This is a genomic window from Pantoea sp. CFSAN033090, assembly GCF_001264395.1.
GTDB classification, from domain to species: domain Bacteria; phylum Pseudomonadota; class Gammaproteobacteria; order Enterobacterales; family Enterobacteriaceae; genus Pantoea; species Pantoea agglomerans.
Genome location: NZ_LGYX01000031.1, coordinates 34691 through 58065, shown reverse-complemented (window position 1 = coordinate 58065; position 23375 = coordinate 34691). Strand labels below are relative to the sequence as shown.

General features: G+C 57.2%; 22 protein-coding genes and 1 other annotated feature. Of the genes, 13 read left to right on the top strand and 9 right to left on the bottom strand.

All coding sequences use genetic code 11. The features are described 5' to 3' along the window. Positions 1 to 114: 114 nt before the first annotated feature. On the top strand, positions 115 to 753 hold the full coding sequence (gene acrR / locus AFL22_RS21160) for a multidrug efflux transporter transcriptional repressor AcrR (protein ID WP_010255906.1): 639 nt from the start codon (positions 115 to 117) through the stop codon (positions 751 to 753). Here the strand turns inward: acrR and rsmS are convergent. The 3 genes from rsmS to AFL22_RS21150 are packed head-to-tail and all read right to left on the bottom strand — an operon-like array spanning position 750 to position 1735. Next, complete coding sequence (gene rsmS, locus AFL22_RS23660; RefSeq protein WP_010255907.1) at positions 750 to 902, bottom strand: pleiotropic regulatory protein RsmS; 153 nt, start codon at positions 900 to 902, stop codon at positions 750 to 752. The two genes, acrR and rsmS, sit on opposite strands and share 4 nt — an antisense overlap. 8 nt (positions 903 to 910) lie before the next feature. Next, positions 911 to 1156 carry a hypothetical protein gene (locus AFL22_RS21155; RefSeq protein ID WP_052272128.1) on the bottom strand — a complete coding sequence of 82 codons (246 nt, stop codon included), beginning with the start codon at positions 1154 to 1156 and terminating at the stop codon, positions 911 to 913. Positions 1157 to 1213: 57 nt separating this feature from the next. Then, positions 1214 to 1735 (bottom strand): primosomal replication protein, encoded by a 522-nt coding sequence (locus AFL22_RS21150; RefSeq protein WP_052272127.1) that lies wholly within the window; start codon positions 1733 to 1735, stop codon positions 1214 to 1216. Between the two features lie 57 nt (positions 1736 to 1792). Here AFL22_RS21150 and AFL22_RS21145 point away from each other — a divergent pair, with 57 nt between their 5' ends. The 6 genes from AFL22_RS21145 (at position 1793) to htpG (ending at position 8098) form a co-directional block, all read left to right on the top strand. Beyond that, positions 1793 to 2182 (top strand): DUF454 family protein, encoded by a 390-nt coding sequence (locus AFL22_RS21145; RefSeq protein WP_010255914.1) that lies wholly within the window; start codon positions 1793 to 1795, stop codon positions 2180 to 2182. Between the two features lie 144 nt (positions 2183 to 2326). Further along, positions 2327 to 2878 (top strand): adenine phosphoribosyltransferase, encoded by a 552-nt coding sequence (gene apt, locus AFL22_RS21140; RefSeq protein ID WP_010671221.1) that lies wholly within the window; start codon positions 2327 to 2329, stop codon positions 2876 to 2878. A gap of 158 nt (positions 2879 to 3036) precedes the next feature. Beyond that, a complete protein-coding gene (gene dnaX, locus AFL22_RS21135; protein ID WP_052272126.1) occupies positions 3037 to 5133 on the top strand; it encodes a DNA polymerase III subunit gamma/tau in 2097 nt (698 codons plus the stop codon). After that, positions 4475 to 4536, top strand: a sequence feature (DnaX frameshifting element). It overlaps the preceding gene by 62 nt. Before the next feature lie 55 nt (positions 5134 to 5188). Then, positions 5189 to 5521, top strand: coding sequence for a YbaB/EbfC family nucleoid-associated protein (locus AFL22_RS21130; protein ID WP_003850423.1), 333 nt, complete (start codon positions 5189 to 5191; stop codon positions 5519 to 5521). After that, entirely contained in the window at positions 5521 to 6126 is a 606-nt protein-coding gene (recR, locus tag AFL22_RS21125; RefSeq protein ID WP_003850420.1) for a recombination mediator RecR, read from the top strand. Before AFL22_RS21130 ends, recR begins: the two co-directional genes overlap by 1 nt. A 97-nt stretch (positions 6127 to 6223) precedes the next feature. After that, entirely contained in the window at positions 6224 to 8098 is a 1875-nt protein-coding gene (gene htpG / locus AFL22_RS21120; protein WP_029519428.1) for a molecular chaperone HtpG, read from the top strand. A 280-nt stretch (positions 8099 to 8378) separates the two neighbouring features. Here htpG and AFL22_RS21115 read toward each other — a convergent pair whose 3' ends face one another. After that, positions 8379 to 9248 (bottom strand): LysR substrate-binding domain-containing protein, encoded by an 870-nt coding sequence (locus AFL22_RS21115; protein ID WP_010255931.1) that lies wholly within the window; start codon positions 9246 to 9248, stop codon positions 8379 to 8381. Between the two features lie 186 nt (positions 9249 to 9434). On the opposite strand from AFL22_RS21115, the gene AFL22_RS21110 reads away from it, so the two are divergent. The 4 genes from AFL22_RS21110 (at position 9435) to AFL22_RS21095 (ending at position 13502) form a co-directional block, all read left to right on the top strand. Beyond that, a complete protein-coding gene (locus tag AFL22_RS21110) occupies positions 9435 to 10295 on the top strand; it encodes a DUF6024 family protein (protein WP_052272125.1) in 861 nt (286 codons plus the stop codon). A gap of 129 nt (positions 10296 to 10424) precedes the next feature. Further along, positions 10425 to 11069 (top strand): adenylate kinase, encoded by a 645-nt coding sequence (gene adk, locus AFL22_RS21105; protein WP_010671225.1) that lies wholly within the window; start codon positions 10425 to 10427, stop codon positions 11067 to 11069. A 113-nt stretch (positions 11070 to 11182) separates the two neighbouring features. Beyond that, complete coding sequence (hemH, locus tag AFL22_RS21100) at positions 11183 to 12142, top strand: ferrochelatase (protein WP_010671226.1); 960 nt, start codon at positions 11183 to 11185, stop codon at positions 12140 to 12142. Positions 12143 to 12200: 58 nt separating this feature from the next. Then, entirely contained in the window at positions 12201 to 13502 is a 1302-nt protein-coding gene (locus AFL22_RS21095) for an inosine/guanosine kinase (RefSeq protein ID WP_052272124.1), read from the top strand. Between the two features lie 383 nt (positions 13503 to 13885). Here AFL22_RS21095 and ybaL read toward each other — a convergent pair whose 3' ends face one another. Further along, a complete protein-coding gene (ybaL, locus tag AFL22_RS21090) occupies positions 13886 to 15580 on the bottom strand; it encodes a YbaL family putative K(+) efflux transporter (protein WP_052272123.1) in 1695 nt (564 codons plus the stop codon). Between the two features lie 530 nt (positions 15581 to 16110). On the opposite strand from ybaL, the gene ushA reads away from it, so the two are divergent. Then, positions 16111 to 17877 (top strand): bifunctional UDP-sugar hydrolase/5'-nucleotidase UshA, encoded by a 1767-nt coding sequence (ushA, locus tag AFL22_RS21085; protein ID WP_052272122.1) that lies wholly within the window; start codon positions 16111 to 16113, stop codon positions 17875 to 17877. A 34-nt stretch (positions 17878 to 17911) separates the two neighbouring features. On the opposite strand, the gene AFL22_RS21080 is transcribed toward ushA, so the two are convergent. Beyond that, entirely contained in the window at positions 17912 to 18343 is a 432-nt protein-coding gene (locus AFL22_RS21080; protein ID WP_010671229.1) for a multidrug/biocide efflux PACE transporter, read from the bottom strand. Positions 18344 to 18432: 89 nt separating this feature from the next. On the opposite strand from AFL22_RS21080, the gene AFL22_RS21075 reads away from it, so the two are divergent. Beyond that, positions 18433 to 19302 (top strand): LysR family transcriptional regulator, encoded by an 870-nt coding sequence (locus AFL22_RS21075; RefSeq protein ID WP_010671230.1) that lies wholly within the window; start codon positions 18433 to 18435, stop codon positions 19300 to 19302. Here the strand turns inward: AFL22_RS21075 and ybaK are convergent. The 3 genes from ybaK to copA form a co-directional block, all read right to left on the bottom strand. After that, positions 19299 to 19778: a Cys-tRNA(Pro)/Cys-tRNA(Cys) deacylase YbaK gene (gene ybaK, locus AFL22_RS21070; protein ID WP_010259070.1), complete on the bottom strand. Its 480-nt coding sequence runs from the start codon at positions 19776 to 19778 to the stop codon at positions 19299 to 19301. The genes AFL22_RS21075 and ybaK overlap by 4 nt on opposite strands. Positions 19779 to 19952: 174 nt before the next feature. Then, a complete protein-coding gene (locus AFL22_RS21065) occupies positions 19953 to 20756 on the bottom strand; it encodes a TraB/GumN family protein (RefSeq protein ID WP_052272121.1) in 804 nt (267 codons plus the stop codon). A gap of 71 nt (positions 20757 to 20827) precedes the next feature. Then, entirely contained in the window at positions 20828 to 23341 is a 2514-nt protein-coding gene (gene copA, locus AFL22_RS21060) for a copper-exporting P-type ATPase CopA (protein ID WP_052272120.1), read from the bottom strand. Positions 23342 to 23375: the final 34 nt, after the last annotated feature.

Genomic DNA, 23375 nt, shown 5'->3' with positions numbered 1-23375 from the left:
TGGTCAATGGATCACAAACTGAAAAACCCATTGCTGTGTCAAGTCGCAGGTCATGCTATGGTACATACATTCGCAAATGTATGTAAACTTACCTGTTTGTAAAAAAAGCCCCTTATGGCACGAAAAACCAAAGCGCAAGCACTTGAAACGCGACATCAAATTCTTGATGCCGCCATTGTTCTGTTTTCGCAGCAGGGCGTTTCAGCCACTTCTCTGGCGGATATTGCAACCGCTGCCAGCGTCACGCGAGGGGCCATCTACTGGCACTTCAAAAATAAAGCCGATGTATTACATGAAATATGGCTTCGTTGTGATGCTGGTCTGGACGATGTGGAACTTGAGTATCAGACAAAATACCCTGGCGATCCACTCTCTGTGTTGCGAGCGATGCTGGTCTATATCTTTGACGCGACAGCAAAGGATCCGCAGCGCCGCGCCTTGATGGAGATCATTTTCCACAAATGTGAATTTGTGGGCGAAATGTCGGCGCTGAAGAATATGCAGCAGAGCTTACTGCTGGAGTGCTACGACAAAATTGAAGATGTCCTGCGCCAGTGTATCGAAGCCGGACAACTTCCTGGCAGTCTCAGCACGCGTCAGGCCGCTCTTATCCTGCGCGGTTACGTCAACGGTATGATGGAAAGCTGGCTGTTTGCGCCGGACAGTTTTGATTTAGCCGGAGACGCGCCGACGCTGGTCAATGCCTTTATCGATATGCTGCGCCTCAGTCCGACGCTGACTGCCCACCACTAAGCCGATGGGCGATCACGCTTGTTTTCGAAATCGCGCTGCACCATGGCCAGCGCTGAGAGCACGGTTTCTACCGGCAGTTGATGCTCTTCCAGTAGCTGAATCAGATCAACTGCCAGTTTGACGTCGTCAGGGGCATTTTCCAGTGACATCTCTTCTCCTAAATATGTAGTCGGGCCGCGACCAGCAGCATCACTAATGCACCGAGAATCGCCATGCCCAGTGCGCCAATATGCAGCGTTGCCAGGGTGCCCAGTTCAAAATAGGTGGCGATATAGCCGCCAATCAGTGCCCCGATCATCGACAGCGTCAGGGTAGCAACCAGGCCGCCCGGTGGTCCCGGCATCAGCAGACGCTTCAGCAACCCCAGCAGTAAACCGCTTAACAGCCACACAAGTAAAGCCATGGTTCTTCTCCGCGCCGAATCACACCCAGTATAGGAGCGCTTTTGTCACGCTGCGCTTTATTCGCTGCCGCGCAACGAAGAGGCCCATTCGACAGAGCGAATCGCCTGCCGACAGCGTGCCAGTCGCTGCTCTAACGTTTCCAGATCCTGTTTCAGCTGATGCTGTACCGCCAGCGTTTCGGCCAGCGCCAGGCGCTGCTCACGCTGATCGATCATTGCCAGTAAACGCCGTTCAAATTCACGGTACTCCTGATATTTTGCGGCGCGTGGGTTCCTGATGGGCTGTTCGCGTCGGGTACGCAGCTGTTGCGTACTCGCCTCGCGTTGCAGGGCGGCAATCTGATCGACCAGGCGTTCAGCCAGCCACGCACTGCGGGCCAGATCGTGGCTGCTGTCGCAGAGCCGGGCAAAATTCTGTTCCACTTCCAGCAGGTAATCAGCCAGCCGCGTGCCTTTGGTGCGAAACAGCTGAGTATCAAAACGTGGCAGACGGCAAACCCCATCTGAATGGCAGGCAAGCTCGTGCCGCAGGGCGATAAGGAGCTGTTGCAGGCGCTGTTGTATGGCGATCTCACTCATCGCGTGACGCTCAATTGTGCTAACGTACGCTGATGAGGAAAGAGTTGGGCGGCATTCATGCAACGCATTCTGTTATTAACCCTCGGCTGGCTGGCGATTGTGCTGGGGACGCTGGGCATTGTATTACCTTTATTACCTACCACGCCATTCATGCTGCTGGCGGCCTGGTGTTTTGCCCGTTCATCGCCGCGTTTTCATCACTGGCTGCTGTGGAAATCGCCATTTGGCCGCTATCTGCGTCACTGGCAGCAGCATCGCGCGATGCCGCCAGGGGCTAAAGTACGCGCTATCTGCCTGATCGTCGCCACCTTTAGTCTCTCACTCTTCCTGGTGCATCAGCTCTGGGTACGCATCATGCTGCTGATCATGCTGGCGGCGCTGCTGCTGTTTATGTGGCGTATTCCGGTGGTGGCAGAAGCAGCGGACGCACCGCCGCCGCCGCGATAAAGTTGCATTTAGCCGGTCATTTGCTTAGATTTGGGCGTCTTCGTGCGTGGCTTCCCTTTGTGAATTGACTTCCGCTGAGCCTGTTATCAGGTATTAGCGCTTTTGAAGCTGCGCGAAACAGAATTTTTTACCAGGCGTATCATTATGACCGACACTGCGCAGCAGCTTGAATTCATTAAAAACAGCATTAAAAGCATTCCCGATTATCCTAAGCCAGGCATCCTGTTCCGCGATGTCACCAGCCTGCTGGAAGATCCCAAAGCCTATGCCGCGTCGATTGCGCTGCTGGTTGAGCGTTACCGTAATAAAGGCATCACTAAGGTGGTGGGGACGGAAGCGCGCGGTTTCCTGTTTGGTGCACCGGTGGCGTTAGGCCTCGGCGTCGGTTTTGTTCCGGTGCGTAAGCCCGGCAAACTGCCCCGTGAAGTCTACAGCGAATCCTATGAGCTGGAGTACGGCACCGATAAGCTGGAATTGCACAAAGATGCCATCCAGCCAGGCGATCTGGTGCTGGTGGTTGACGACCTGCTGGCGACCGGCGGGACGATTGAAGCGACCGTTAAACTGATTCGTCGTGCAGGCGGTGAAGTTAAAGACGCGGCTTTCATTATTAATCTGTTCGATCTGACCGGAGAAACGCGTCTTAATGCCATGGGCGTTGAGAGCTACAGCCTGGTTAAATTCCCCGGCCACTAAGCCACTCTTTCGGCCTTGCCATCCGGCGAGGCCGTCACGCCTTCGGCGTCAAGATAACGAGTGCCAGCCAAAAGCGTAGCTGATAGACTACTGCAATCTTATACAGGGGTTGCAGAGCGTCTGCGCTCATCTTTCCATCCAACTTCGTCGAACTCCACATGAGCTATCAGGTACTTGCGCGAAAATGGCGTCCCCAGGCTTTTGCTGATGTTGTCGGTCAGGAACATGTTCTGACGGCGCTGGCGAATGGATTGTCTCTGGGACGCATCCATCATGCTTATCTCTTCTCCGGCACCCGCGGAGTAGGGAAAACCACTATTGCGCGTCTGTTGGCCAAAGGCCTTAACTGCGAAACCGGTATCACTGCCACCCCCTGTGGTCAGTGTGATAACTGCCGTGAAATTGAGCAGGGCCGCTTTGTCGATCTGATTGAGATTGACGCCGCATCGCGTACCAAAGTTGAAGATACCCGCGATCTGCTCGACAATGTGCAGTACGCCCCGGCGCGTGGCCGCTTCAAAGTCTATCTGATCGATGAAGTGCATATGTTGTCGCGTCACAGCTTCAATGCGCTGTTAAAGACGCTGGAAGAGCCCCCTTCACACGTTAAATTCCTGCTGGCGACCACCGATCCGCAGAAACTGCCGGTGACCATTCTCTCGCGCTGCCTGCAGTTCCACCTCAAAGCGCTGGATGTGGATCAAATCCGTCAGCAGCTTGAGCATGTTCTGAAGCAGGAACAGATTGAGAGTGAAACCCGGGCGCTGCAGCTGCTGGCGCGGGCTGCCGATGGCAGTATGCGCGATGCGCTGAGCCTTACCGACCAGGCCATTGCCATGGGGCAGGGCGCGGTGACCAGCAGTACGGTCAGCGTCATGCTCGGCACGCTGGACGATGAACAGCCGCTGGGGCTGCTGGAAGCGCTGGTCGACGGTGACGGTCAGCAGGTGATGAGCCTGTTGAGCCAGGCCGCGTCACGGGGTGTGGAATGGGAAGCGCTGCTGGTAGAAATGCTGCGCCTGCTGCACCAGATTGCGATGGTGCAACTGCTGCCGACCTCGCTTAATGACGATGATGAGAGTAACGCACTTCGCTTGCGTGAACTGGCGCGGGTGGTGCCGCCCGCCGATCTGCAACTCTATTATCAGACCCTGTTGATGGGCCGCAAGGATCTGCCGATTGCGCCCGATCGTCGCATGGGTGTGGAGATGACGCTGCTGCGTGCACTGGCGTTTCATCCTAAAGCTGCCGTGGCTGAACCCATTGCGCGTCCCGCATTAACTCAGCAGACGGCGCCTGTCGCCCCTGCGCAGACGTCACCGGCAGCATCCGGCCCATCGTCGTTAGCACGGCAACCGGCAGCACAGCCAGCCTCACCGTCACCTGCCGCTGCGCCGCCGTCGCACACCGCGTCGCCCGTCGCGCAGCAGACTCAACAGCAGATGCCGGAGCAGACGCAGCAGCAGGTTGCCGCTCAGCCGCAGATGGCCGCGCCCGATGCTGCACCGCAGCATTCGCCGTCGCCAGATGCCACACCTGATACCGCACTCTCCAGTTCCACCAGTCAGCTCCTGCAGGCGCGCACTCAGTTGTTGCGTCAGGGAGCGAACAAGCCAAAAAAGCGTGAGCCGGCAGCGCCAGGTGCGCGGCCGGCCAACTCCGCGCTGGAGCGGCTGGCCTCGGTCACCGAGCGCAGTCAGCAGCGTATCCGCGATCGCGAGCCTGCCGCCCCGGTAAAAGAGGAAGCGTACCGCTGGAAAGCGGTTAATCAGCCGGTGGAAGTGGCGGAGCCGGTGGCGACGCCAAAGGCCTTGCGTTCTGCGCTGGAGCATGAGAAAACCCCTGAGCTGGCGGCGCGTCTGGCCGAAGAAGCGCAGCAGCGCGATCCCTGGGCCGCAGAGATTGCGATCCTGCCGCTGCCGAAACTGGTGCAGCAGCTGGCGTTAAATGCCTGGAAAGAGACCACCGAAACTGGGGTCTGCCTGCATTTGCGTAGCAGCCAGCGTCACCTTAATTCACCGTCGGCGCAGCAGGTATTAAGCGATGCGCTGAGTCAGCATGCCGGGCAGAGAGTTGAACTCTCGGTAGTTGAAGACGATAATTCATCGGTGTTGACGCCACTTGAATGGCGTCAGGCCATTTACGAAGAGAAACTGGCGCAGGCGCGTCAGTCGATCACCTGTGATACCCACATCCAGACGCTGCAGCGCTTTTTTGATGCCGATCTGGATGAGGAGAGTATCCGACCTGTTTGAACACGCTGCTGCTATCTTAACGATAGCGTTGTAGCCTCAGCTGAGAGAGAAAACTATGTTTGGTGGTAAAGGCGGATTGGGCAACCTGATGAAACAGGCCCAGCAGATGCAGGACAAAATGGCCAAGGTTCAGGAAGAGATTGCCGCGATTGAAGTGACCGGTGAGTCTGGTGCTGGCCTGGTAAAAGTCACCATTAACGGCGCGCACAACTGCCGTCGCGTGGAAGTCGATCCCAGCCTGCTGGAAGATGACAAAGATATGCTGGAAGATCTGATTGCAGCCGCGTTCAACGATGCGGCACGTCGCATTGATGAAACCCAGAAAGAGAAGATGGCTTCTGTCTCTTCAGGCATGCAGCTGCCACCAGGCTTTAAGATGCCGTTCTGATGCAAACCAGTCCACTGCTTGAATCTTTGATGGAGTCGCTGCGCTGTCTGCCCGGCGTTGGGCCGAAGTCGGCGCAGCGCATGGCGTTTCAGCTGCTGCAGCGCGATCGCAGCGGTGGCATGCGGCTGGCGCAGGCGCTGACCCGGGCGATGTCGGAGATCGGACACTGCGCCGATTGCCGGACATTCACCGAGCAGGAAATTTGCACCATCTGCGCCAATCCACGGCGTCAGCAGAATGGTCAAATCTGCGTGGTGGAAAGCCCGGCGGATATTCACGCCATTGAGCAAACCGGCCAGTTTGGCGGTCGCTACTTTGTGCTGATGGGACATCTCTCGCCGCTCGACGGCATCGGTCCGGCTGATATTGGCCTGGACCGTCTGGAGCAGCGACTGGAGAGTGAAACCCTGCAGGAAGTGATCCTCGCCACCAACCCAACGGTGGAAGGCGAGGCGACCGCGAACTACATCGCGGAACTCTGTGGTCAGTATGGCGTCGACGCCAGCCGTATCGCGCACGGCGTGCCGGTGGGCGGTGAGCTGGAGATGGTTGATGGCACCACGCTGTCCCATTCACTGGCGGGCCGCCAGAAGTTTAAATTTTAATCACTTGCCGGTGTTGTGACAGACACCGGCTTGAAAATCTCCTTGTCACCCCCACATCAACCTCAACGTTTGTTCAACCTGTTTTGTTGAGGTAGCAATGACCATGAAAGGACAAGAGACCCGTGGCTTTCAGTCGGAAGTAAAACAACTTCTGCACCTGATGATCCATTCTCTCTATTCAAACAAAGAAATTTTCCTGCGTGAGCTGATCTCCAACGCCTCGGATGCGGCAGACAAACTGCGCTTCCGTGCCCTGTCAGATTCCAGCCTGTATGAAGGTGATGGCGAGCTGCATGTTCGTCTCTCTGTTGATAAGGACAACCGTACCATTACGCTCAGCGACAACGGTATTGGTATGCGTCGCGATGAGGTCATTGAGAACCTCGGGACTATCGCCAAGTCAGGCACCAAATCCTTCCTTGAATCCCTGGGCTCCGATCAGGCGAAAGATAGCCAGTTGATCGGTCAGTTCGGTGTCGGTTTCTATTCTGCATTCATCGTGGCGGATAAAGTCACGGTGCGCACCCGTGCCGCGGGCGCGTCAGCCGAAGAAGGCGTGTTCTGGGAATCCGCAGGCGAGGGCGAATATACCCTGGCTGAGATTGAGAAAGCCGATCGCGGTACCGAGATCACCCTGCATCTGCGCGAAGGCGAGGATGAGTTCCTGGATGCATGGCGCGTGCGCAACATCATCAGCAAATATTCCGATCACATCGCGCTGCCGGTTGAGATCGAAAGCAAAGATGAAGAAGGCGAAGGGACACACTGGGAGAAGATTAACAAAGCCCAGGCGCTGTGGACCCGCAACAAATCTGAGATCAGCGACGAAGAGTACAACGAGTTCTACAAGCATATCGCCCACGATTACAGCGATCCGGTCGCCTGGAGCCACAATCGGGTGGAAGGTAAGCAGGAATATACCAGCCTGCTCTACATTCCGGCGCGTGCGCCATTCGATATGTGGAACCGCGATCAGAAACATGGCCTGAAACTCTACGTACAGCGCGTCTTTATCATGGATGACGCTGAGCAGTTTATGCCGAACTATCTGCGCTTTGTGCGTGGCCTGATTGACTCCAACGATCTGCCGCTGAACGTTTCCCGTGAGATCCTGCAGGATAGCCGCGTGACCCAGAGCCTGCGCGCTGCGCTGACGAAGCGGACCCTGCAGATGCTGGAAAAACTGGCGAAAGATGACAACGAGAAATATCAGACCTTCTGGAATGAGTTTGGTCTGGTGCTGAAAGAGGGCCCGGCGGAAGATCACGCTAACCAGGAGACGATCGCTAAGTTGCTGCGTTTCGCCACCACCCAGAGCGAAGGTTCGGCACAGACCATTTCGCTGGAAGATTACGTCAGCCGCATGGTGGAAGGTCAGGAGAAGATTTACTACATCACCGCTGACAGCTATGCCGCCGCGAAGAGCAGCCCGCATCTGGAACTGTTCCGCAAAAAAGGCATTGAGGTGCTGCTGCTCTCCGATCGCATCGACGAATGGATGATGAGCTATCTCACTGAGTTCGATGGTAAAACCTTCCAGTCAGTCAGCAAAGCGGATGAATCGCTGAGCAAGCTGGCGGATGAAGAGACCGAAGAGCAGAAAGAGGCGGAAAAAGCGCTGGAGCCTTTTGTTGAGCGGGTGAAAACTCTGCTGGGCGAACGTGTGAAAGAGGTGCGTCTGACGCATCGCCTGACCGATACTCCGGCGATTGTCACCACCGACGCAAACGAGATGACCACGCAGATGGCGAAGCTGTTTGCCGCGGCCGGACAGGAAGTGCCGGAAGTGAAGTACCTGTTCGAAATCAACCCGGATCATCCGCTGGTGAAACGTGTTGCGGATACGCAGGATGAAGCACGCTTCGGTGAGTGGATTGAGCTGCTGCTGGATCAGGCCTTGCTGGCCGAGCGCGGTACGCTGGACGATCCTAACCAGTTTATCCGCCGCATGAACCAGTTGCTGACCGCATAATGGCAACAGGCCGGTGGTTTTCACCGGCCTGAAGTTGCAGCTACGATGCTGGCTCAGGGAGCATACGCCTTCCGCAAAGACGCAAAAAGCCGCCATCCCTGGCGGGCTCAGCGCGGGCCATCCATGGCCCGCGATGCTTTGCTCCAGGCGTATGCTCCCATCGCATTGACTCTGATGCCGTCTGTCTGAATCAGTCAGCGCTGATTGTGAGCGGGATTTCAGGGTTAAAAAGCAGTAAATTTGTCAGCTGTCTGAAGCCGGTGACCCTCACCGGCTTTTTTTATGGTTTTGCGGCATCCTGCAGCCAGTCGCGAAACAGGCTGATCTCCGTATCGTGCCGACGGCTCTGTTTTGTCATCATCCATGTGGCCCGCTCGACGCGTACAAAGCCAAGCGGCGCAAGCAGCGTGCCATCCTCCAGCTCTTTGCGTACCAGCAAACGCGGTGCCATCAGGACGCCAAGACCACTTCGTGCAGCCTGAATCCCCAGTGTCAGACTCTCAAAATGCTTTCCGCCGTTAAAGCGGCCGCTGACCCCAGCTTTGTCCGCCCACTCTGACCAGGCGTGCAGCCGGGTATCCGCATGCAGCAGGGGCATCGCGGCCAGATCCTCGCCGACCCGCAGTTGCGAGGCAAAGTGAGGTGCGCAGAGCGGTCCAATCTCATCCTCGCTGACCAGCGTGGCGTCTATGTCAGATTCAGGGGGCTCGCCGTGACTGAGGATCAACACATCCACATGTTCGCTGCGCAGTTGCGAGATCTGCGTCAGCGGCTGGAAGTGAACCTCAATCTCCGGATAGCGTTGATAAAAACTGGCGATACGGGGAATCAGCCATTGCGACAAAAAGCTGGGGGCGCAGGAGACCCGAATCTGCTGAAGCAGCCCGGTACGAATGCTTTCGCAGCTGCTGCGCAACTCACTGAACGCCTGCTGACAGCTCAGCAGCAGACGTTCACCGTGTGAGGTCAGTTTCACGCGGCCATGGCTGCGGATAAAAAGTGGTTTGCCCATCCAGCTCTCCAGCTGGCGAATCTGATGGCTGATGGCGCTGTGCGTAACATGCAGATGTTCAGCCGCCACGCTAAAACTGCTGTGTAAGGCTGCCTGGTGAAAATAGTGCAGCGCTCTCAGTGGCGGCAGTCTGTTCATCCTCTTCCCCTGTGCAAAAATCTAACAGGGATTGTCAATTTATATCATTTTAAAGTCCAGCCGCATTGACCTACTCTGTAGGGCAAATTATGGCGGGTTGACTCAGCCTTATATCTGTGATTTTTCAGGGTATTCCGCCTCGCTTAACCTGCGTTCACGCCGCACACTCCCCGAAGCGAGACAACCATGGCACACCGCTCTTTATCCTCTGAAACTTCAGCAGAGGCGCGCCATCGGTTACGCCTGGCGCTCTCACGTTTTTACCGGCTGGAGCAGTTCGATCTCTTCTTCGCGCCCTCGCTGCATGTGGCGCAGGTCCTTCTTTCTCAGCTCTTTCTGCGGCAGGAGCAGGCGCGCAATCAGCACCGTTACGCCTCGCACTTTCCGGTAACCGAACTCAACATCCTGCCAGCAGTTCCGCTGATCGCGGGCAGCATCATGCTGGTACCGCATGTCGAATTGCCCAATGGCCGCGTGCGTCCGCTGCGGGATTGCCAGAACCAGGGCGTGACGGAGGCGAGCGAGAGTTTTGCCAGCGTACTGCATCAGAAACTGATCGACGAAGCCCATCTGTTTGTCACCCGACTGGATCGCCACGCCGAGATCTGCAGCGATCTGGTGCTGGTGGCGTTGCGGACACATGACTTCAGTACGCTGGTGCGCAGCGAACTGCGGCTTTTCGAACAGGGGCTGACCCTGACCGCCACGCATGAGGCACTGCGCCGCTTCGACGATCCGCACTGGCGGCCTTACAATGCCGCCACCGTCAATGCGCTCTCCCTGTCAGACCCGCTGCCGCTGAACTCCTGCCATCAGCCCGGTTTGCCGTTTGCCAGCTTTAATGTCCCGGCCTCCGTGATCACATCGCTGTCAGATGCGGAAGATGTGGTGAAATGGCCGCAGCAGGCGCGGCTGCTGCTGAATGCTAACGTGCGCGGCAGCGGCAAAAAAAGCGTGAATATGACCCATCATCTGAGCCGACGACTGCAATTCCTGCTCGGCTCAGGCGGTAAATCTGAAAAAGCGTCCGGCAGGCCAGGCGGGTAGGGGGCAGGGCCAAAAAGCGACTCAGGTCGCCCTGCGCGATCCGCGCCCTTCCTTGTGATGAGCGGGTCATAATGGTATGTTCTTTCGCTTCTAAGATAGATCAATGCGATTCGCAAGGGGATTTACGCAATGCGTATTATTCTGCTCGGAGCTCCGGGCGCAGGTAAGGGGACTCAGGCCCAATTCATCATGGAGAAGTATGGCATTCCGCAAATCTCCACCGGCGACATGTTGCGTGCAGCAGTAAAAGCAGGCAGCGAGCTGGGCAACCAGGCGAAAGCCATCATGGATGCTGGCAAACTGGTGACCGATGAGCTGGTGATTGCGCTGGTCAAAGAGCGTATCACCCAGGAAGACTGCAAAAACGGTTTCCTGCTGGACGGTTTCCCGCGCACCATTCCTCAGGCAGATGCAATGAAAGAGGCCGGGATCACCGTTGATCACGTGCTGGAGTTCGCCGTACCGGATGAACTGATCGTTGAGCGTATCGTGGGCCGTCGCGTTCACACGCCATCAGGCCGCGTTTATCACGTCACTTTTAATCCACCGAAAGTGGAAGGCAAAGATGATGTGACCGGCGAAGAGCTGACCATGCGTAAAGACGATCAGGAAGAGACCGTGCGTAAGCGCCTGGTGGAATATCATCAGATGACCGCGCCGCTGATTGCTTACTACAGCAAAGAAGCGGAAGCGGGCAACACTGCCTATCACAAAATCGACGGCACCCGTAAGGTGACCGAAGTCAGTGCCGAGCTGGCTAAGATCCTGGGCTAAGTTCACAGGGGCCGGTATTACTGGCCCCTTTTGCAGTAATCGCTTTTACCTCCCACTAATTCCGCTACAATTTTCCCGTTTTCACGCATCCCCGTTGTTATCAAGGAACTCAAATGAGGCAAGATAAGCCCGGCGTGTTATTGGTTAATTTAGGTACGCCAGACGCGCCCACCACACCTGCAGTTAAACGCTATCTGAAACAGTTTTTAAGCGATCCGCGCGTGGTCGATGCGCCGCGCTGGCTCTGGTGGCCGGTTCTCAATGCCGTTATTCTGCCGTTTCGCTCGCCGCGCGTCTCTAAGCTCTACTCATCGGTCTGGATGGAAGGCGGTTCACCGCTGCTGGTTTACAGCATGCGTCAGCGCGATGCGCTGGCGGCACGGGTCGATATGCCCGTCGAGGTGGGCATGAGCTACGGTAATCCAAGCCTGAAAAGCGCGGTTGATAAGCTAATGGCGCAGGGCGTGACCCGCCTGATTGTGCTGCCGCTCTATCCGCAATTCTCCTGCTCCACCGTGGCGGCAGTGTGGGATGGCCTGACCGCGGTATTCAAAGATTACCGCTCGCTGCCTGATGTGCAGTTTATCCGCGACTACGCCGAACATCCGGCCTATATCGCCGCGCTGAAAGCGACGGTGGAGCGATCCTTTGAGCGGCACGGTCAGCCCGATCTGCTGGTGTTGTCGTTCCACGGCATTCCGCAGCGTTTTGCTAACGAAGGCGATGACTACCCGCAGCGCTGTGCGGATACCACGGCGGCCCTGGTCAAAGCGCTGGGCCTGCGTGACGATCAGTATATGATGACCTTCCAGTCGCGTTTTGGTCGTGAGCCGTGGCTGATGCCCTACACCGATAAAACCATGGAAAGCCTGCCCGCTAAAGGGATCAAACATGTTCAGGTGATGAGCCCGGGCTTCTCGTCAGACTGCCTGGAGACGCTGGAAGAGATCAGTGGTGAAAACTGCGAAATCTTTATGCATGCCGGGGGTGAGAAGTTTGAGTATATCCCTGCGCTGAACGCCGATGAGGCGCATATCGACATGATGGTGCAACTGGTCGACGCACGCCGTTAAAGCGCAGGCGGAGAGTGTGATATCATTCTCCGCCTGTTTTTCCAGACGGCACCTCCCGATGAAATTTCCCGGCAAACGCAAATCCAAACACTACTTTCCTGTCAGCGCACGCGATCCCCTGTTACAGCCCGCCCAACACGATGTTGATGCAGGCAGCTGGGTGGTGGGTATCGACCAGACGCTGGTAGATATCGAAGCCAAAGTCGATGACGCTTTTCTTGCACGTTATGGCCTGAGTGCCGGGCACTCGCTGGTTATCGATAATGCCGTCGCGGAAGCGTTGTACAACGAGCTGATGCAGGAAGCGCTGATCACCCATCAGTTTGCTGGTGGCACCATCGGTAACACGCTGCATAATTTCTCGGTGCTGGCCGATGACCGCTCCGTGCTGCTGGGCGTCATGTGCAATAACATCCAGATTGGCGGCTACGCCTATCGCTATCTCTGTAACACCTCAAGCCGGGTCGATCTTAACTATCTGCAGGGCGTGGATGGCGCCATTGGACGCTGCTTTACGCTGATTGGCGAACATGGCGAGCGAACCTTTGCTATCAGCCCCGGCCAGATGAACCAGCTGCATCCGGATAACGTACCGGAAGAGGTGATCGCCGGAGCCTCTGCGATGGTACTGACCTCCTATCTGGTGCGCTGTGCCGAAGGTGAACCGATGCCACAGGCAACGTTACGGGCGATTGAGTATGCCAAACGCCACAACGTGCCGGTGGTGCTGACGCTGGGCACCAAACATGTGATTGGCGACAACCCTCAGTTCTGGCGCGATTTCCTGCGCGAGCATGTCAGCATCGTGGCGATGAATGAAGAGGAAGCGCTGGCGCTGACCGGCGAAAGCGATCCGCTGCTCGCCGCCAATATGGCGCTGGACTGGGTCGATCTGGTGCTGTGTACTGCTGGCCCGATTGGGCTCTATATGGCGGGTTACACCGAAGAAGAGTTCAAACGCAAAACCAACCATCCGCTGCTGCCTGGCGCGATTGCTGAATTCAACCAGTATGAGTTCAGCCGGGTGATGCGGCAGCAGGATTGCCAGCAGCCGCTGCGCATTTTCTCGCACATCGCGCCTTATATGGGCGGACCGGAAAAGATCATGAACACCAACGGCGCCGGAGATGGTGCGCTGGCGGCGTTACTGCATGACATCACCGCCAACAACTATCACAGCCTGAATGTGCCGAACTCCAGCAAACATGCGCGTCCTTATCTGACCTACTCATCGCTGGCGCAGGTATGTAAATATGCTAACCGCGTCAGCTACCAGGTGCTGAATCAGCATTCGCCGCGTCTGACCCGCGGTCTGCCGGAGCGGGAAGACAGTCTGGAAGAGTCTTACTGGGATCGGTAAAGCTGGCAGCTGCCGCGCATAAAAAAGCCCTTCTGAACAGAAGGGCCTTAGATGACTGACAACGTCTGGCTCGGTTAGCGATGAGATCGAGCCTGCTAAGGGAATACGGTCAGATCGGAAAGTCGCTTAAGCCATCCCGGGCCAACGCTTTGCGTTGTTCAAAAACGCTCCCGGCGTTTTTAGTACGCACCTCATCCCTGAGGTGCGCCCGTAGCCGGGCCAACGCATTGCGTTGTTCAAAAACGCTCCCGGCGTTTTTGTCCCGGTCGGCGGGACGCTTTGCTCTTCTGTCCGTGTTCCCTGCGTGTTGAGTTTATTCGTTGCGGTAAAATTCACCCTGATTTTGATAGATCAGTAGGCTGCCAGGTTTTGCTTAACACGAATCAGCGCACGACATCGCAGGGCTGTAAATCTTCGCCCTGGGTCATCTCATCCTGCAGTATTTGCAGCATACTGCTGGCAATCTCACGTTCACCCATCACCACACGGGTGGCACCCCGTTCCATGATGTACTCGACTTCATCGTCATAGTGGGCGCGGGCGATAATCTCGATATTCTGATGTTTTTCACGCGCGGCGGTGACCACTTCACCCGCTTCATAGCCATTCGGAATAGTCAGTAACAGCCAGCGGGCGCAGTCGAGTCGGGCCAGTTCCATGGTGTCAGCGCGGGCAGCATTACCCAGCACCGCCTTGATGCCGCGCTCGCGCAGCGCCTCGACACGAGCGCGGGAGTTTTCAACCACCACCAGCGGAACATTGGCCTCAAGCAGCTTCTGACCAATCAGACTGCCCACCCGGCCGTAACCCACAATCACCGCGTGATTGCAGAAATCCACCGGGATCTGCTTCTCTTCTTCAATCGCCTCTTCCAGCGTCTGCTCTTCCATCGTCTCCGTTTTCGCCAGGAAACGCTCCAGCAGGGTAAACAGGATCGGATTAAGCATAATCGACAGGATGGCGGCGGCCAGCACCAGGTTGCGGCCCTCGTCAGTCAGCAGGCCCAGCGAGATACCCAGACCGGCCAGAATAAAGGCGAATTCACCAATCTGCGCCAGACTGACCGAAATGGTCAACGCCGTACGACGTGAATGGCCGAGCAGCGATACCAGCAGCCAGGCGGCGACCGATTTACCCACCACAATAATCACCAGCGCGCCCAGCACTGCCAGCGGCTGCGTCACCAGAATCGACGGGTCAAACAGCATGCCGACCGAGACAAAGAACAGCACGGCAAAGGCATCACGCAGCGGCAGCGTATCGCGCGCGGCGCGGTGGCTCAGTTCCGACTCGTTCAGCACCATACCGGCAAAGAAAGCGCCCAGCGCAAACGAAACATCAAAGAATTCAACGGCACCAAAGGCGATGCCCAGCGCCAGCGCTAATACCGCCAGAGTAAACAGCTCACGCGAGCCGGTGGCGGCGCTGCGGGCGAGGATCCAGGGGACGGCACGCCGTCCCACCACCACCATCAGCACCATAAAGGCGGCGACTTTGCCGATGGTCCACAGCAGGTCCCAGGCCAGCAGTCCGGCACTGGCGTTGCCCTGTTCCATCATGCCGGCAATCGCAGGCAGCAGCACCAGTGTCAGCACCATCACCAGATCTTCAACAATCAGCCAGCCAATCGCAATCTGCCCGCGCTGGCTATCGATCAGTTGCCGCTCTTCAAGCGCGCGCAGTAACACCACGGTACTGGCGGTAGAGAGGCAGAGACCAAACACCAGGCCGGTCATCCACGACCATCCCATTGTCCACGATAAGCCCATTCCCAGTAACGTCGCGACCGCGATCTGTGCGATGGCACCGGGAATGGCTATCGACTTTACCGACATGAGATCTTTCATTGAGAAGTGCAGGCCGACACCAAACATCAGCAGGATAACGCCGAGTTCTGCCAGTTCAGGAGCCAGATTGGTATCGGCAACAAAGCCGGGGGTAAAAGGGCCAGCCAGCACGCCTGCCATCAGGTAGCCAACCAGGGGCGAAATACGCAGGCGGTTTGCCAGCATCCCAAGGAGAAATGCCAGAACCAGTGCTCCGACAATGGTAGTGATCAACGGTGTGGTGTGATGCATGCCTGTCTCCTTGTATACAAATGTATCCGCTTGTAACAAATGAGTTTAAAACAAAATCTATTCTTTCGCTGAGCAATTTGCGGGAATACCCTAAAAAAGCAGGAAAAAAAGTCAAATGCACAATCGAAAGGGTGTTTTTGTTCATTATCCATAATATTGGCTGATTTGACGGTTTAAAGCGGTCCGGGTAAATAAAAATTAGCATCCCTAAATGCCGTGGGTATGACACAAATAAGGGTTAAATGCGCGCACAGACAGGGTAAAGCCCGTCAGCGGCACTTTTGCAGGGGTAAACAACTGGTTAACATCAGGCCTGGCTACCCGTTCTGGCTTATCCGGAAGAAACCAGCCTGACGCTGGCACGGCCTTACGGCTATTGTCATGCTCAGCAAAAGCGGTCCGGAGATAAAAAGAGCGGCATACAGAGACAGGCGAATGTGCGTTGGCCTTGAGTTCGCCGGGGGAATGTGCGACACAGTGGGGCAAACCGGCAGAAAATCGGGCCAGACGGCAAATTAAGGAGAATCACAGTGTTGTTATCTAAATGGACAGGGGCGGGCGTGGCACTACTGGTGGCCCTGATGCCGCTGTTTTCACAGGCCGCCCAGGCCGATCGCACCTATCGTTTCAGCCTGCTGCACACCAACGATGAGCATGGTCATTTCTGGTTTACTGAGCAGGGTGAATATGGTCTGGCGGCGCAGAAAACCTTAATGGATACGATGCGCTACGATGTGCAGTCCAGAGGCGGCGGCGCATTGATTCTCTCTGCCGGTGATGTGAACACGGGCGTACCGGAGTCCGATGAGCTGGATGCTGAACCCGATTTTCGCGCGATGAACCTGATTGGCTATGATGCCATGGCGCTGGGCAACCATGAGTTCGACAAGCCCATCGCGGTCCTGCGCAAGCAGGAGAAGTGGGCGCGATTCCCGCTGCTCGCCGCCAACGTTTATCAGAAAAGTACCGGTCAGCGCCTGTTTAAGCCCTGGGCGGTATTCAATCGTCTCGGGCTGAAAATTGCGGTGGTCGGGCTGATCACCCCGGATACGGCGAAACTGGCCAATCCGGCGGGCCTGACGGATACCGAGTTCCGCGATCCGATTGCGGAGGCGGAGAAGGCGGTGGCCGAACTGCGCGCCACAGAGAAGCCGGACGTGATTGTCGCGCTGACCCACCTTGGTCACTATGACGACGGTAAGCATGGCAGCAATGGCATTGATGACGTCACCCTGGCGCGCAGCCTGCCTGCCGGCACCATCGATCTGATTGTTGGTGGTCATTCGCATGATGCGGTCTGCATGGAAAAAGAGAACGTCAGCGTTAAAAATTATCAGCCGGGCCAGCCCTGCAAACCCGATCAGCAGAACGGGATCTGGATTATGCAGGCGGATAAATGGGGCAAATATGTCGGACGTGGTGACTTCACCTTCCGTAACGGGCAGGTGACGCTGGAGGCTTATCAGCTGGTGCCGGTCAACCTTAAACATCAGATAAAGAACGCGGATGGCAGCGAAACCTGGCTCACCTGGCAGGAAGAGATCCCGAAAAACACCGCCATGATGAAACTGCTGATGCCATTCCAGAAACGGGCTGAGGCGAAGTTAACCGTGAATGTCGGCAGCGCCGACGGCAGCTTCAGCGGTGAAAAAGAGCAGGTTCGCTTTGAGCAGACGAATCTCGGCCAGCTGATTCTGCGCGCCCAGATGGCGCACACCAAAGCCGATTTTGCGGTGATGAGCGGCGGTGGTATTCGCACCTCGCTGAAATCGGGCAAGCTGAGCTGGCGTGACCTGCTGCAGGTCCAGCCGTTTGGCAATCAGGTGGTTTCGGTCAGCCTGACCGGGGCGGAGATCAAAAAATATCTGGATGTGGTCGCTAATATTCAGCCTGACTCAGGCGGCTACGCCCAGTTTGCCGGTATCAGCCTGACCGCAGACGGTAAACATGTCAGCGACGTCAGCATTAACGGTAAACCGCTGCAGGATGCGCAGCATTATCGCATGGCAACCAACAGCTTCAATGCGGCTGGGGGCGACGGTTATCCGCGTCTGGATAGTCATGCGGGTTATCTCAACAGCGGGGCAGTCGATGCGCAGGTGTTGCGTGACTGGATCAAGACGCACTCGCCGGTCAAAGCCAGCGACTATCAGCCGAAAGGGCAGATTGTGCATCTGACCGATGAGCAGATCCGGGCGCGGGATGAAGCTGCGGAAAAAGCGCGGAAGCGTAACTATCCAAAAATGATCCTGGCGTGGATCTGGCCGTGGGGGAACGAAACAGCCGCCACGCATTGAACTGACCGGGAGGCGCTTGCGCCTCCCGTTTTTCTTACGCCCGGCAGGCGTGACGTCTGATCCAGCGCTCGCGCAGTTTGTCCCACACCCAGTTGTAGGCCATGGTGTAGGGCAGGAAGAAGAGGAAAAAGGCCACTTCGACCAGGAAAGCCTGACCCAGAGATATATCCAGCATCCAGGCGGCAATGGGCAGACCAATCAGGATAAATCCACCTTCAAACCCCAGCGCATGTAATACACGCACGCCCGGGCCACGTTTCTGGCCTGGCGCATAGAGGCGATCAAATCCGCTGTTGTAAATCATGTTCCATAGCATCGCGACCGTAGAGAGCATAATCGCCAGCGATCCCATCTGAAACAGCGGTTTATTCATTGCCCATGCCGCCAGCGGCGAAACGGTGAGAATCGCCAGTGTTTCAAAGCAGACAGCATGAAGAATACGTTCTTTAAGTGAGCGGGTACGCATTGTGAGTTCTCCTTCAATAATGCGGCGCATTTTCACACGTCGGAATGCTAAGATAAAATGAACACCTATCGAAAAAAGCGATGGTTCAGATGCGTTACTCCCCGGAATCCCTTGAGGCTTTTATGCAGACTGTGGCGAGCGGTTCTTTCTCTGCCGCTGCGCGCGCGCTGGGTAAAAGTCAGTCCACCATCAGCGCGGCGGTAGCCAGTCTTGAAGACGACCTTGGCTTTGCGCTGTTTGAACGGGCAGGGCGTCAGCCGGTTCTCACCGAGCAGGGACGCCGCGTTATTCCTCAGGTTCAGCAGATCCTGGCGGCCAGCGAGCGGCTGGATGCGCTGGCAATACGGTTGTCGCAGGGCGTTGAACCCCGGCTCAGTTTTGCCATGTCAGACTTCTGGCAAACCGATCATCACGAGCATCTGCTCAGGCAATTTGATGCCCGTTATCCGGAGATTGAACTGGAGGTCATGATTGCCGAGGATGGTGATGTGCTGGATCTGTTGCAGGCCGGACGGGTACATCTGGGCGTGGTGCGGGCACAGCCCAATCTGCCGGTGGATATTGCCGTGGCGCGACTGCAGGTTGAAGCGCAGATGGCGGTCTTTTTACATCGCGATCATCCGCTGGCCCAGCTTAAGACCCTGAGCGAAAGCGAGCTGGAAGGGGTTCGTCACCTGCGGTTAAATACCTGGGTTGAAGCATCTGAACCCGCGCCAATGGGCCGCATCTGGTCGGCACCGACCTATCTGTTACTGCTGGAGATGGCGGAGCAGGGATTTGGCTGGACGATTCTGCCGCGCTGGCTGGTGAAACAGTTTGGTCATGGCGTTCTGAAAGAGTTGTCGATGCCGGGCTGGCCGCAGCATATCGCCATTGAGGTGGTCTGGTCACGCCGTACGCCACCCGGTCCGGCGGGTCGCTGGATGATCGATCAGCTCTGCGCCCAGCCACGGGTTTAGTCGTGGCGGGCGATATCCGCAAAAGGAGCGTCCAGCAGTCGTGAAAGATCCCGGGGAGCCAGTTCGATATCCAGTCCACGCTTGCCGCCTGAGATAAACATGGCGTCAAACGCGCTGGCTGAGTGGTCGATCACCGTAGGCAGCCGTTTTTTCTGGCCCAGCGGACTGATGCCGCCCACCAGATAGCCAGTGACCCGCTGCGCCAGCTGTGGGTCGGCCATATCCGCTTTCTTCGCGCCCAGCGCTTTTGCCACTTTCTTCAGATCCAGTTGCGTCGAAACCGGCGTAATCGCCACTGCCAGCTGTTTCGCCTCGCCATTCAGCGCCACCAGCAGCGTCTTATAGACCTGGCGCGCATCCAGATTGAGTTTACGTACCGCTTCGTCACCAAAATGGGTTTCGCTGCTGTCATGCTCATAGGGATGCAGGGTGAAGCTGACTTTTTGTTTTTCCAGCAATTTTACCGCGGGCGTCATACAGGTTCCTTACTAAGAATAATCTTATTACGCAGAATCGTGGAAAAAGGTGGCGAAACTTTGTTCTTTGAGTGAAAATTAGCCGCGCGCCAGCAATCTGATTGCTGAGCGATAACCAAAATCATAAACAAATTCCTCTTTGACGGGCCGATAATATTATCGGCTCTCTTTTTTTCAGGGCTTCTTCAGCATCTCAGGCAGGTTATCTTCGCCGTAGAGATGCAGAGCACCGACCGCTACCACATAGTTTCCTGCTGATAATCCCTGAAGCCGGTCACACCACTGCGCATTTCGCTGACCGATCAACGTATCATTCAGCGCCTGGCTGAAGGTGGCGGGCAGGGTGATTTCCGGCTGGCGTGGCGGCGTATCGAGCCACCAGCTCACCATCATCTGCAGCAGACGCGCATTGGTGTGCCAGTGCAGCAGCGTATCCTGCAACAACGCCATGCCGTCATCCGGCAGCGCAGTCAGCAGGGCGATCTGCGCCTCTGCGCCTTCCAGTTCAATCACCGGTTTGTTCAGACCTTTCGCGGCCTGCAACAGCTGATAATCGATGCCGTAGTCAGGTCGCAATCCCAGCCTTTGTGCCTGCTGCGCCTGTAACATCAGCGCCACCTGCCAGGCGGGCAGATTATCAAACAGGCTCAGATTGAGGCTCATCTCCTGACAGAGTGCGGTGAGCGTTTGCATCGCGTGACTATCCAGCCGGGTGGAAAGCGCAGAACGATCGCCGTGGTGATCAAAGGGTGAACCACCCTGCGTAATATCCGCTTCCACAATCAGTGCATCCGCCTGCTGCAACTGACGCAGCAGACGGGCGGGCAACGGCTGCATGTCGCGCGTCCCCATGTGGATGCTGCCGACCAGATGCAGCTGACGATCGCCAAGCCGGACATCCATCGCAGGCCAGCGGTAACTGGCGGGAAAAAGTTGGCTGATAAAGCCGCGCAGTGAGCGCCAGATGTTGCCTGTCATTCCCGGTCCTTTGCGATTCAAAACCCCATGCTAGCGACTTCAGCGCGTGAAAAACAGCGCTGAAACGGCGATCACTCGCGTGGTGGCCGGTAACGCAGCAGGCGGTTAGCATTGCTGACCACGGTAATGGAGGAGAGCGCCATCGCTGCACCCGCCACAATCGGGCTGAGCAGGGTACCGGTCAGCGGATAGAGCACACCCGCTGCCACCGGAATGCCGATGCTGTTATAGATAAATGCCCCAAACAGATTCTGCCGGATATTGCGCAGGGTCGCGGAAGAGAGCGCTAACGCGTCTGCCACGCTGTTCAGGTCGGCACGCATCAACGTAATGCCCGCGGTTTCCACCGCCACATCGCTGCCGCCACCCATGGCAATGCCCACATCGGCCTGCGCCAGTGCGGGCGCGTCATTGATGCCATCGCCTACCATCGCGACGCGACGGCCCTGCTGCTGTAAGTGTTCAATTGCAGCCGCTTTGCCTTCCGGCATCACGCCCGCAATCACTTCATCAATACCGACCTCGGCAGCAATGGCGCGCGCGGTATTTTCATGATCGCCGGTCAGCATAATCAGGCGATAACCCTGCTGATGCAGTCGCTTCAGAGCTGCGCCGCTTTCCGGTCGAAGCTGATCGCGCAGCGCGATAAGCCCGGTTAGCTGGCCCTGCTCAGCCAGTAACACCGGCGTTGCACCCTGTTGCGTCAGCCGCGCAATCTCTGCTTCCGCCGCCTGGTAATCGACGCCGTTATCCTGCATCAGCGCGGCATTACCCAGCAGCAGCGTTCTGCCATCCAGACTACCGCTGACCCCTTTGCCGCGTATTGTACGAAATTGCGCTAACAGAGGCGGCTGGGTCAGTTTCGCTTCGGCGACAATCGCTTTCGCCAGTGGATGACCCGAGGCGAACTCCAGCGCAGCCGCGGTCGCTAATACTGATTCACGGGTGGCATCACCCCAGACCTGCACGTCACTGACCTGCGGCTTGCCGGCAGTGAGTGTGCCGGTTTTATCAAACACCAGCGTGTCGATTTGGCTGGCGCGCTGCAAGGCATCGGCGTCGCGCACCAGCACCCCCAGCTCGGCGGCGCGGCCAACACCGGCAATAATCGACATCGGCGTCGCCAGGCCCAGCGCACAAGGACAGGCGATAATCAGCACGGTTGTCGCGATCACCAGCATATAGGCAATTTGTGGCTGCGGTCCGAACAGATACCATACTGCGCCGCTGAGCAGTGCGATCAACACCACCACCGGGACAAAAACGGCGGAGATGCGATCCGCCAGACGGCCCACATCCGGTTTACTGCTCTGCGCCTGACGCACCAGCCGGATAATGCGCGACAGGGTGGTGTGATTACCCGTCGCCCGGGCGATAAATTCTACCGAGCCATCCTGCACCAGGGTGCCGGCAAAGATGGCTGCGCCCGGGGTCTTGCTTTGCGGCACCGCTTCGCCGGTCAGCATCGCTTCATCAAACCAGGCTTCACCCGTGGTGATTTCGCCATCAACCGGCACCCGATCGCCGGTGACCAGGCGCAGCGTCATGCCGGGCTGCACTTCGCTGACCGGAATCAGCCTGTCGCCCTGTTGATCAACCTGCCGCGCCTGGGCTGGCGTCAGATCCAGCAATCTTTCCAGCGCTTTAGAAGATCGCTGGCGCGCCCGCTGCTCCAGGGCATGCCCCAGATTGATCAGGCCCAGGATCATGACGCTGGCTTCGAAATAGAGATGGCGCGCCTGCGGCGGGAAAAAGTCGGGCCACAACACCACGCTAAAGGAGTAAATCCAGGCGGCGCCTGTGCCGAGTGCCACCAGCGTATCCATGGTGGCGCTGCCATTGCGTAAACTGCGCCAGGCACTGCGATAAAAATGGCTGCCGGTGACGATCATGATCAGCAGAGTCACGATGCCCAGCGTCAGCCAGACGCCGTGGTTGTGGTCGGTGAGCATCATGTTGTCGCCCACCATGCCCCAGATCATCAGCGGCACGCCAAATGCTAAGGCGACAGCAGCCTGCCAGCTGAAACGCCGCATCGCGCTGCGGGCGCTGAGCTGCTGCTTCTCACGTCGCTCCTGCTCGTCATCCACCACCTGCGCGCCATAACCCGCGGCATCGACGGCCGCTACCAGCTGCTGCGGATCAGCGTCGCCCAGCACCAGCGCACTGCGTTCGCCGAGATTAACGCGCGCCTGGCTGACGCCTGCGATCTGCTGCAGCGCTTTTTCCACCCGGCTCACGCAACTGGCGCAGGTCATGCCCTCAATCAGCAGCATATGGGTGGGGAGGGTTGTTCCTGCCGGACGGGAAGCAGTCTCCGTTGTCAGCGCCTCCGGCGGCGGCTCTGATGCTGTCAACGGTTCAGACTTTGGGGAAGCGTCCGCGGTTTTCAGCGTCGCGTGATAACCCGCCTGCTCCACGGTGGCGATCAGCGCGGCCGCATCTGCGTGACCGGAAACCTGCGCTTCCTGTTGGGTCACGTCGGCCTGGTCAACATCATCGCGTTGTTCCAGTGCCTCTTTGACACGTTTGACACAGTGGCCGCAGGACAAGCCGTCCAGTGCCAGAGAGATAGTGTGTGACATAATCAACTCCTTCTGTAATCCCATTTGACCGATT

What these genes read in the sequence shown, in the direction of transcription:
- AFL22_RS21145 (WP_010255914.1), top strand. Translation starts at nt 1,793, where the DNA reads ATGCAACGCATTCTGTTATTAACCCTCGGCTGGCTGGCGATTGTGCTG.
- AFL22_RS21150 (WP_052272127.1), bottom strand. Translation starts at nt 1,735, where the DNA reads ATGAGTGAGATCGCCATACAACAGCGCCTGCAACAGCTCCTTATCGCC.
- AFL22_RS21080 (WP_010671229.1), bottom strand. Translation starts at nt 18,343, where the DNA reads ATGCGTACCCGCTCACTTAAAGAACGTATTCTTCATGCTGTCTGCTTT.
- dnaX (WP_052272126.1), top strand. Translation starts at nt 3,037, where the DNA reads ATGAGCTATCAGGTACTTGCGCGAAAATGGCGTCCCCAGGCTTTTGCT.
- adk (WP_010671225.1), top strand. Translation starts at nt 10,425, where the DNA reads ATGCGTATTATTCTGCTCGGAGCTCCGGGCGCAGGTAAGGGGACTCAG.
- rsmS (WP_010255907.1), bottom strand. Translation starts at nt 902, where the DNA reads ATGTCACTGGAAAATGCCCCTGACGACGTCAAACTGGCAGTTGATCTG.
- apt (WP_010671221.1), top strand. Translation starts at nt 2,327, where the DNA reads ATGACCGACACTGCGCAGCAGCTTGAATTCATTAAAAACAGCATTAAA.
- recR (WP_003850420.1), top strand. Translation starts at nt 5,521, where the DNA reads ATGCAAACCAGTCCACTGCTTGAATCTTTGATGGAGTCGCTGCGCTGT.
- ybaK (WP_010259070.1), bottom strand. Translation starts at nt 19,778, where the DNA reads ATGACGCCCGCGGTAAAATTGCTGGAAAAACAAAAAGTCAGCTTCACC.
- AFL22_RS21130 (WP_003850423.1), top strand. Translation starts at nt 5,189, where the DNA reads ATGTTTGGTGGTAAAGGCGGATTGGGCAACCTGATGAAACAGGCCCAG.
- AFL22_RS21075 (WP_010671230.1), top strand. Translation starts at nt 18,433, where the DNA reads ATGCGTTACTCCCCGGAATCCCTTGAGGCTTTTATGCAGACTGTGGCG.
- copA (WP_052272120.1), bottom strand. Translation starts at nt 23,341, where the DNA reads ATGTCACACACTATCTCTCTGGCACTGGACGGCTTGTCCTGCGGCCAC.
- AFL22_RS21065 (WP_052272121.1), bottom strand. Translation starts at nt 20,756, where the DNA reads ATGACAGGCAACATCTGGCGCTCACTGCGCGGCTTTATCAGCCAACTT.
- ybaL (WP_052272123.1), bottom strand. Translation starts at nt 15,580, where the DNA reads ATGCATCACACCACACCGTTGATCACTACCATTGTCGGAGCACTGGTT.
- AFL22_RS21110 (WP_052272125.1), top strand. Translation starts at nt 9,435, where the DNA reads ATGGCACACCGCTCTTTATCCTCTGAAACTTCAGCAGAGGCGCGCCAT.
- htpG (WP_029519428.1), top strand. Translation starts at nt 6,224, where the DNA reads ATGACCATGAAAGGACAAGAGACCCGTGGCTTTCAGTCGGAAGTAAAA.
- AFL22_RS21155 (WP_052272128.1), bottom strand. Translation starts at nt 1,156, where the DNA reads ATGGCTTTACTTGTGTGGCTGTTAAGCGGTTTACTGCTGGGGTTGCTG.
- AFL22_RS21095 (WP_052272124.1), top strand. Translation starts at nt 12,201, where the DNA reads ATGAAATTTCCCGGCAAACGCAAATCCAAACACTACTTTCCTGTCAGC.
- acrR (WP_010255906.1), top strand. Translation starts at nt 115, where the DNA reads ATGGCACGAAAAACCAAAGCGCAAGCACTTGAAACGCGACATCAAATT.
- AFL22_RS21115 (WP_010255931.1), bottom strand. Translation starts at nt 9,248, where the DNA reads ATGAACAGACTGCCGCCACTGAGAGCGCTGCACTATTTTCACCAGGCA.
- hemH (WP_010671226.1), top strand. Translation starts at nt 11,183, where the DNA reads ATGAGGCAAGATAAGCCCGGCGTGTTATTGGTTAATTTAGGTACGCCA.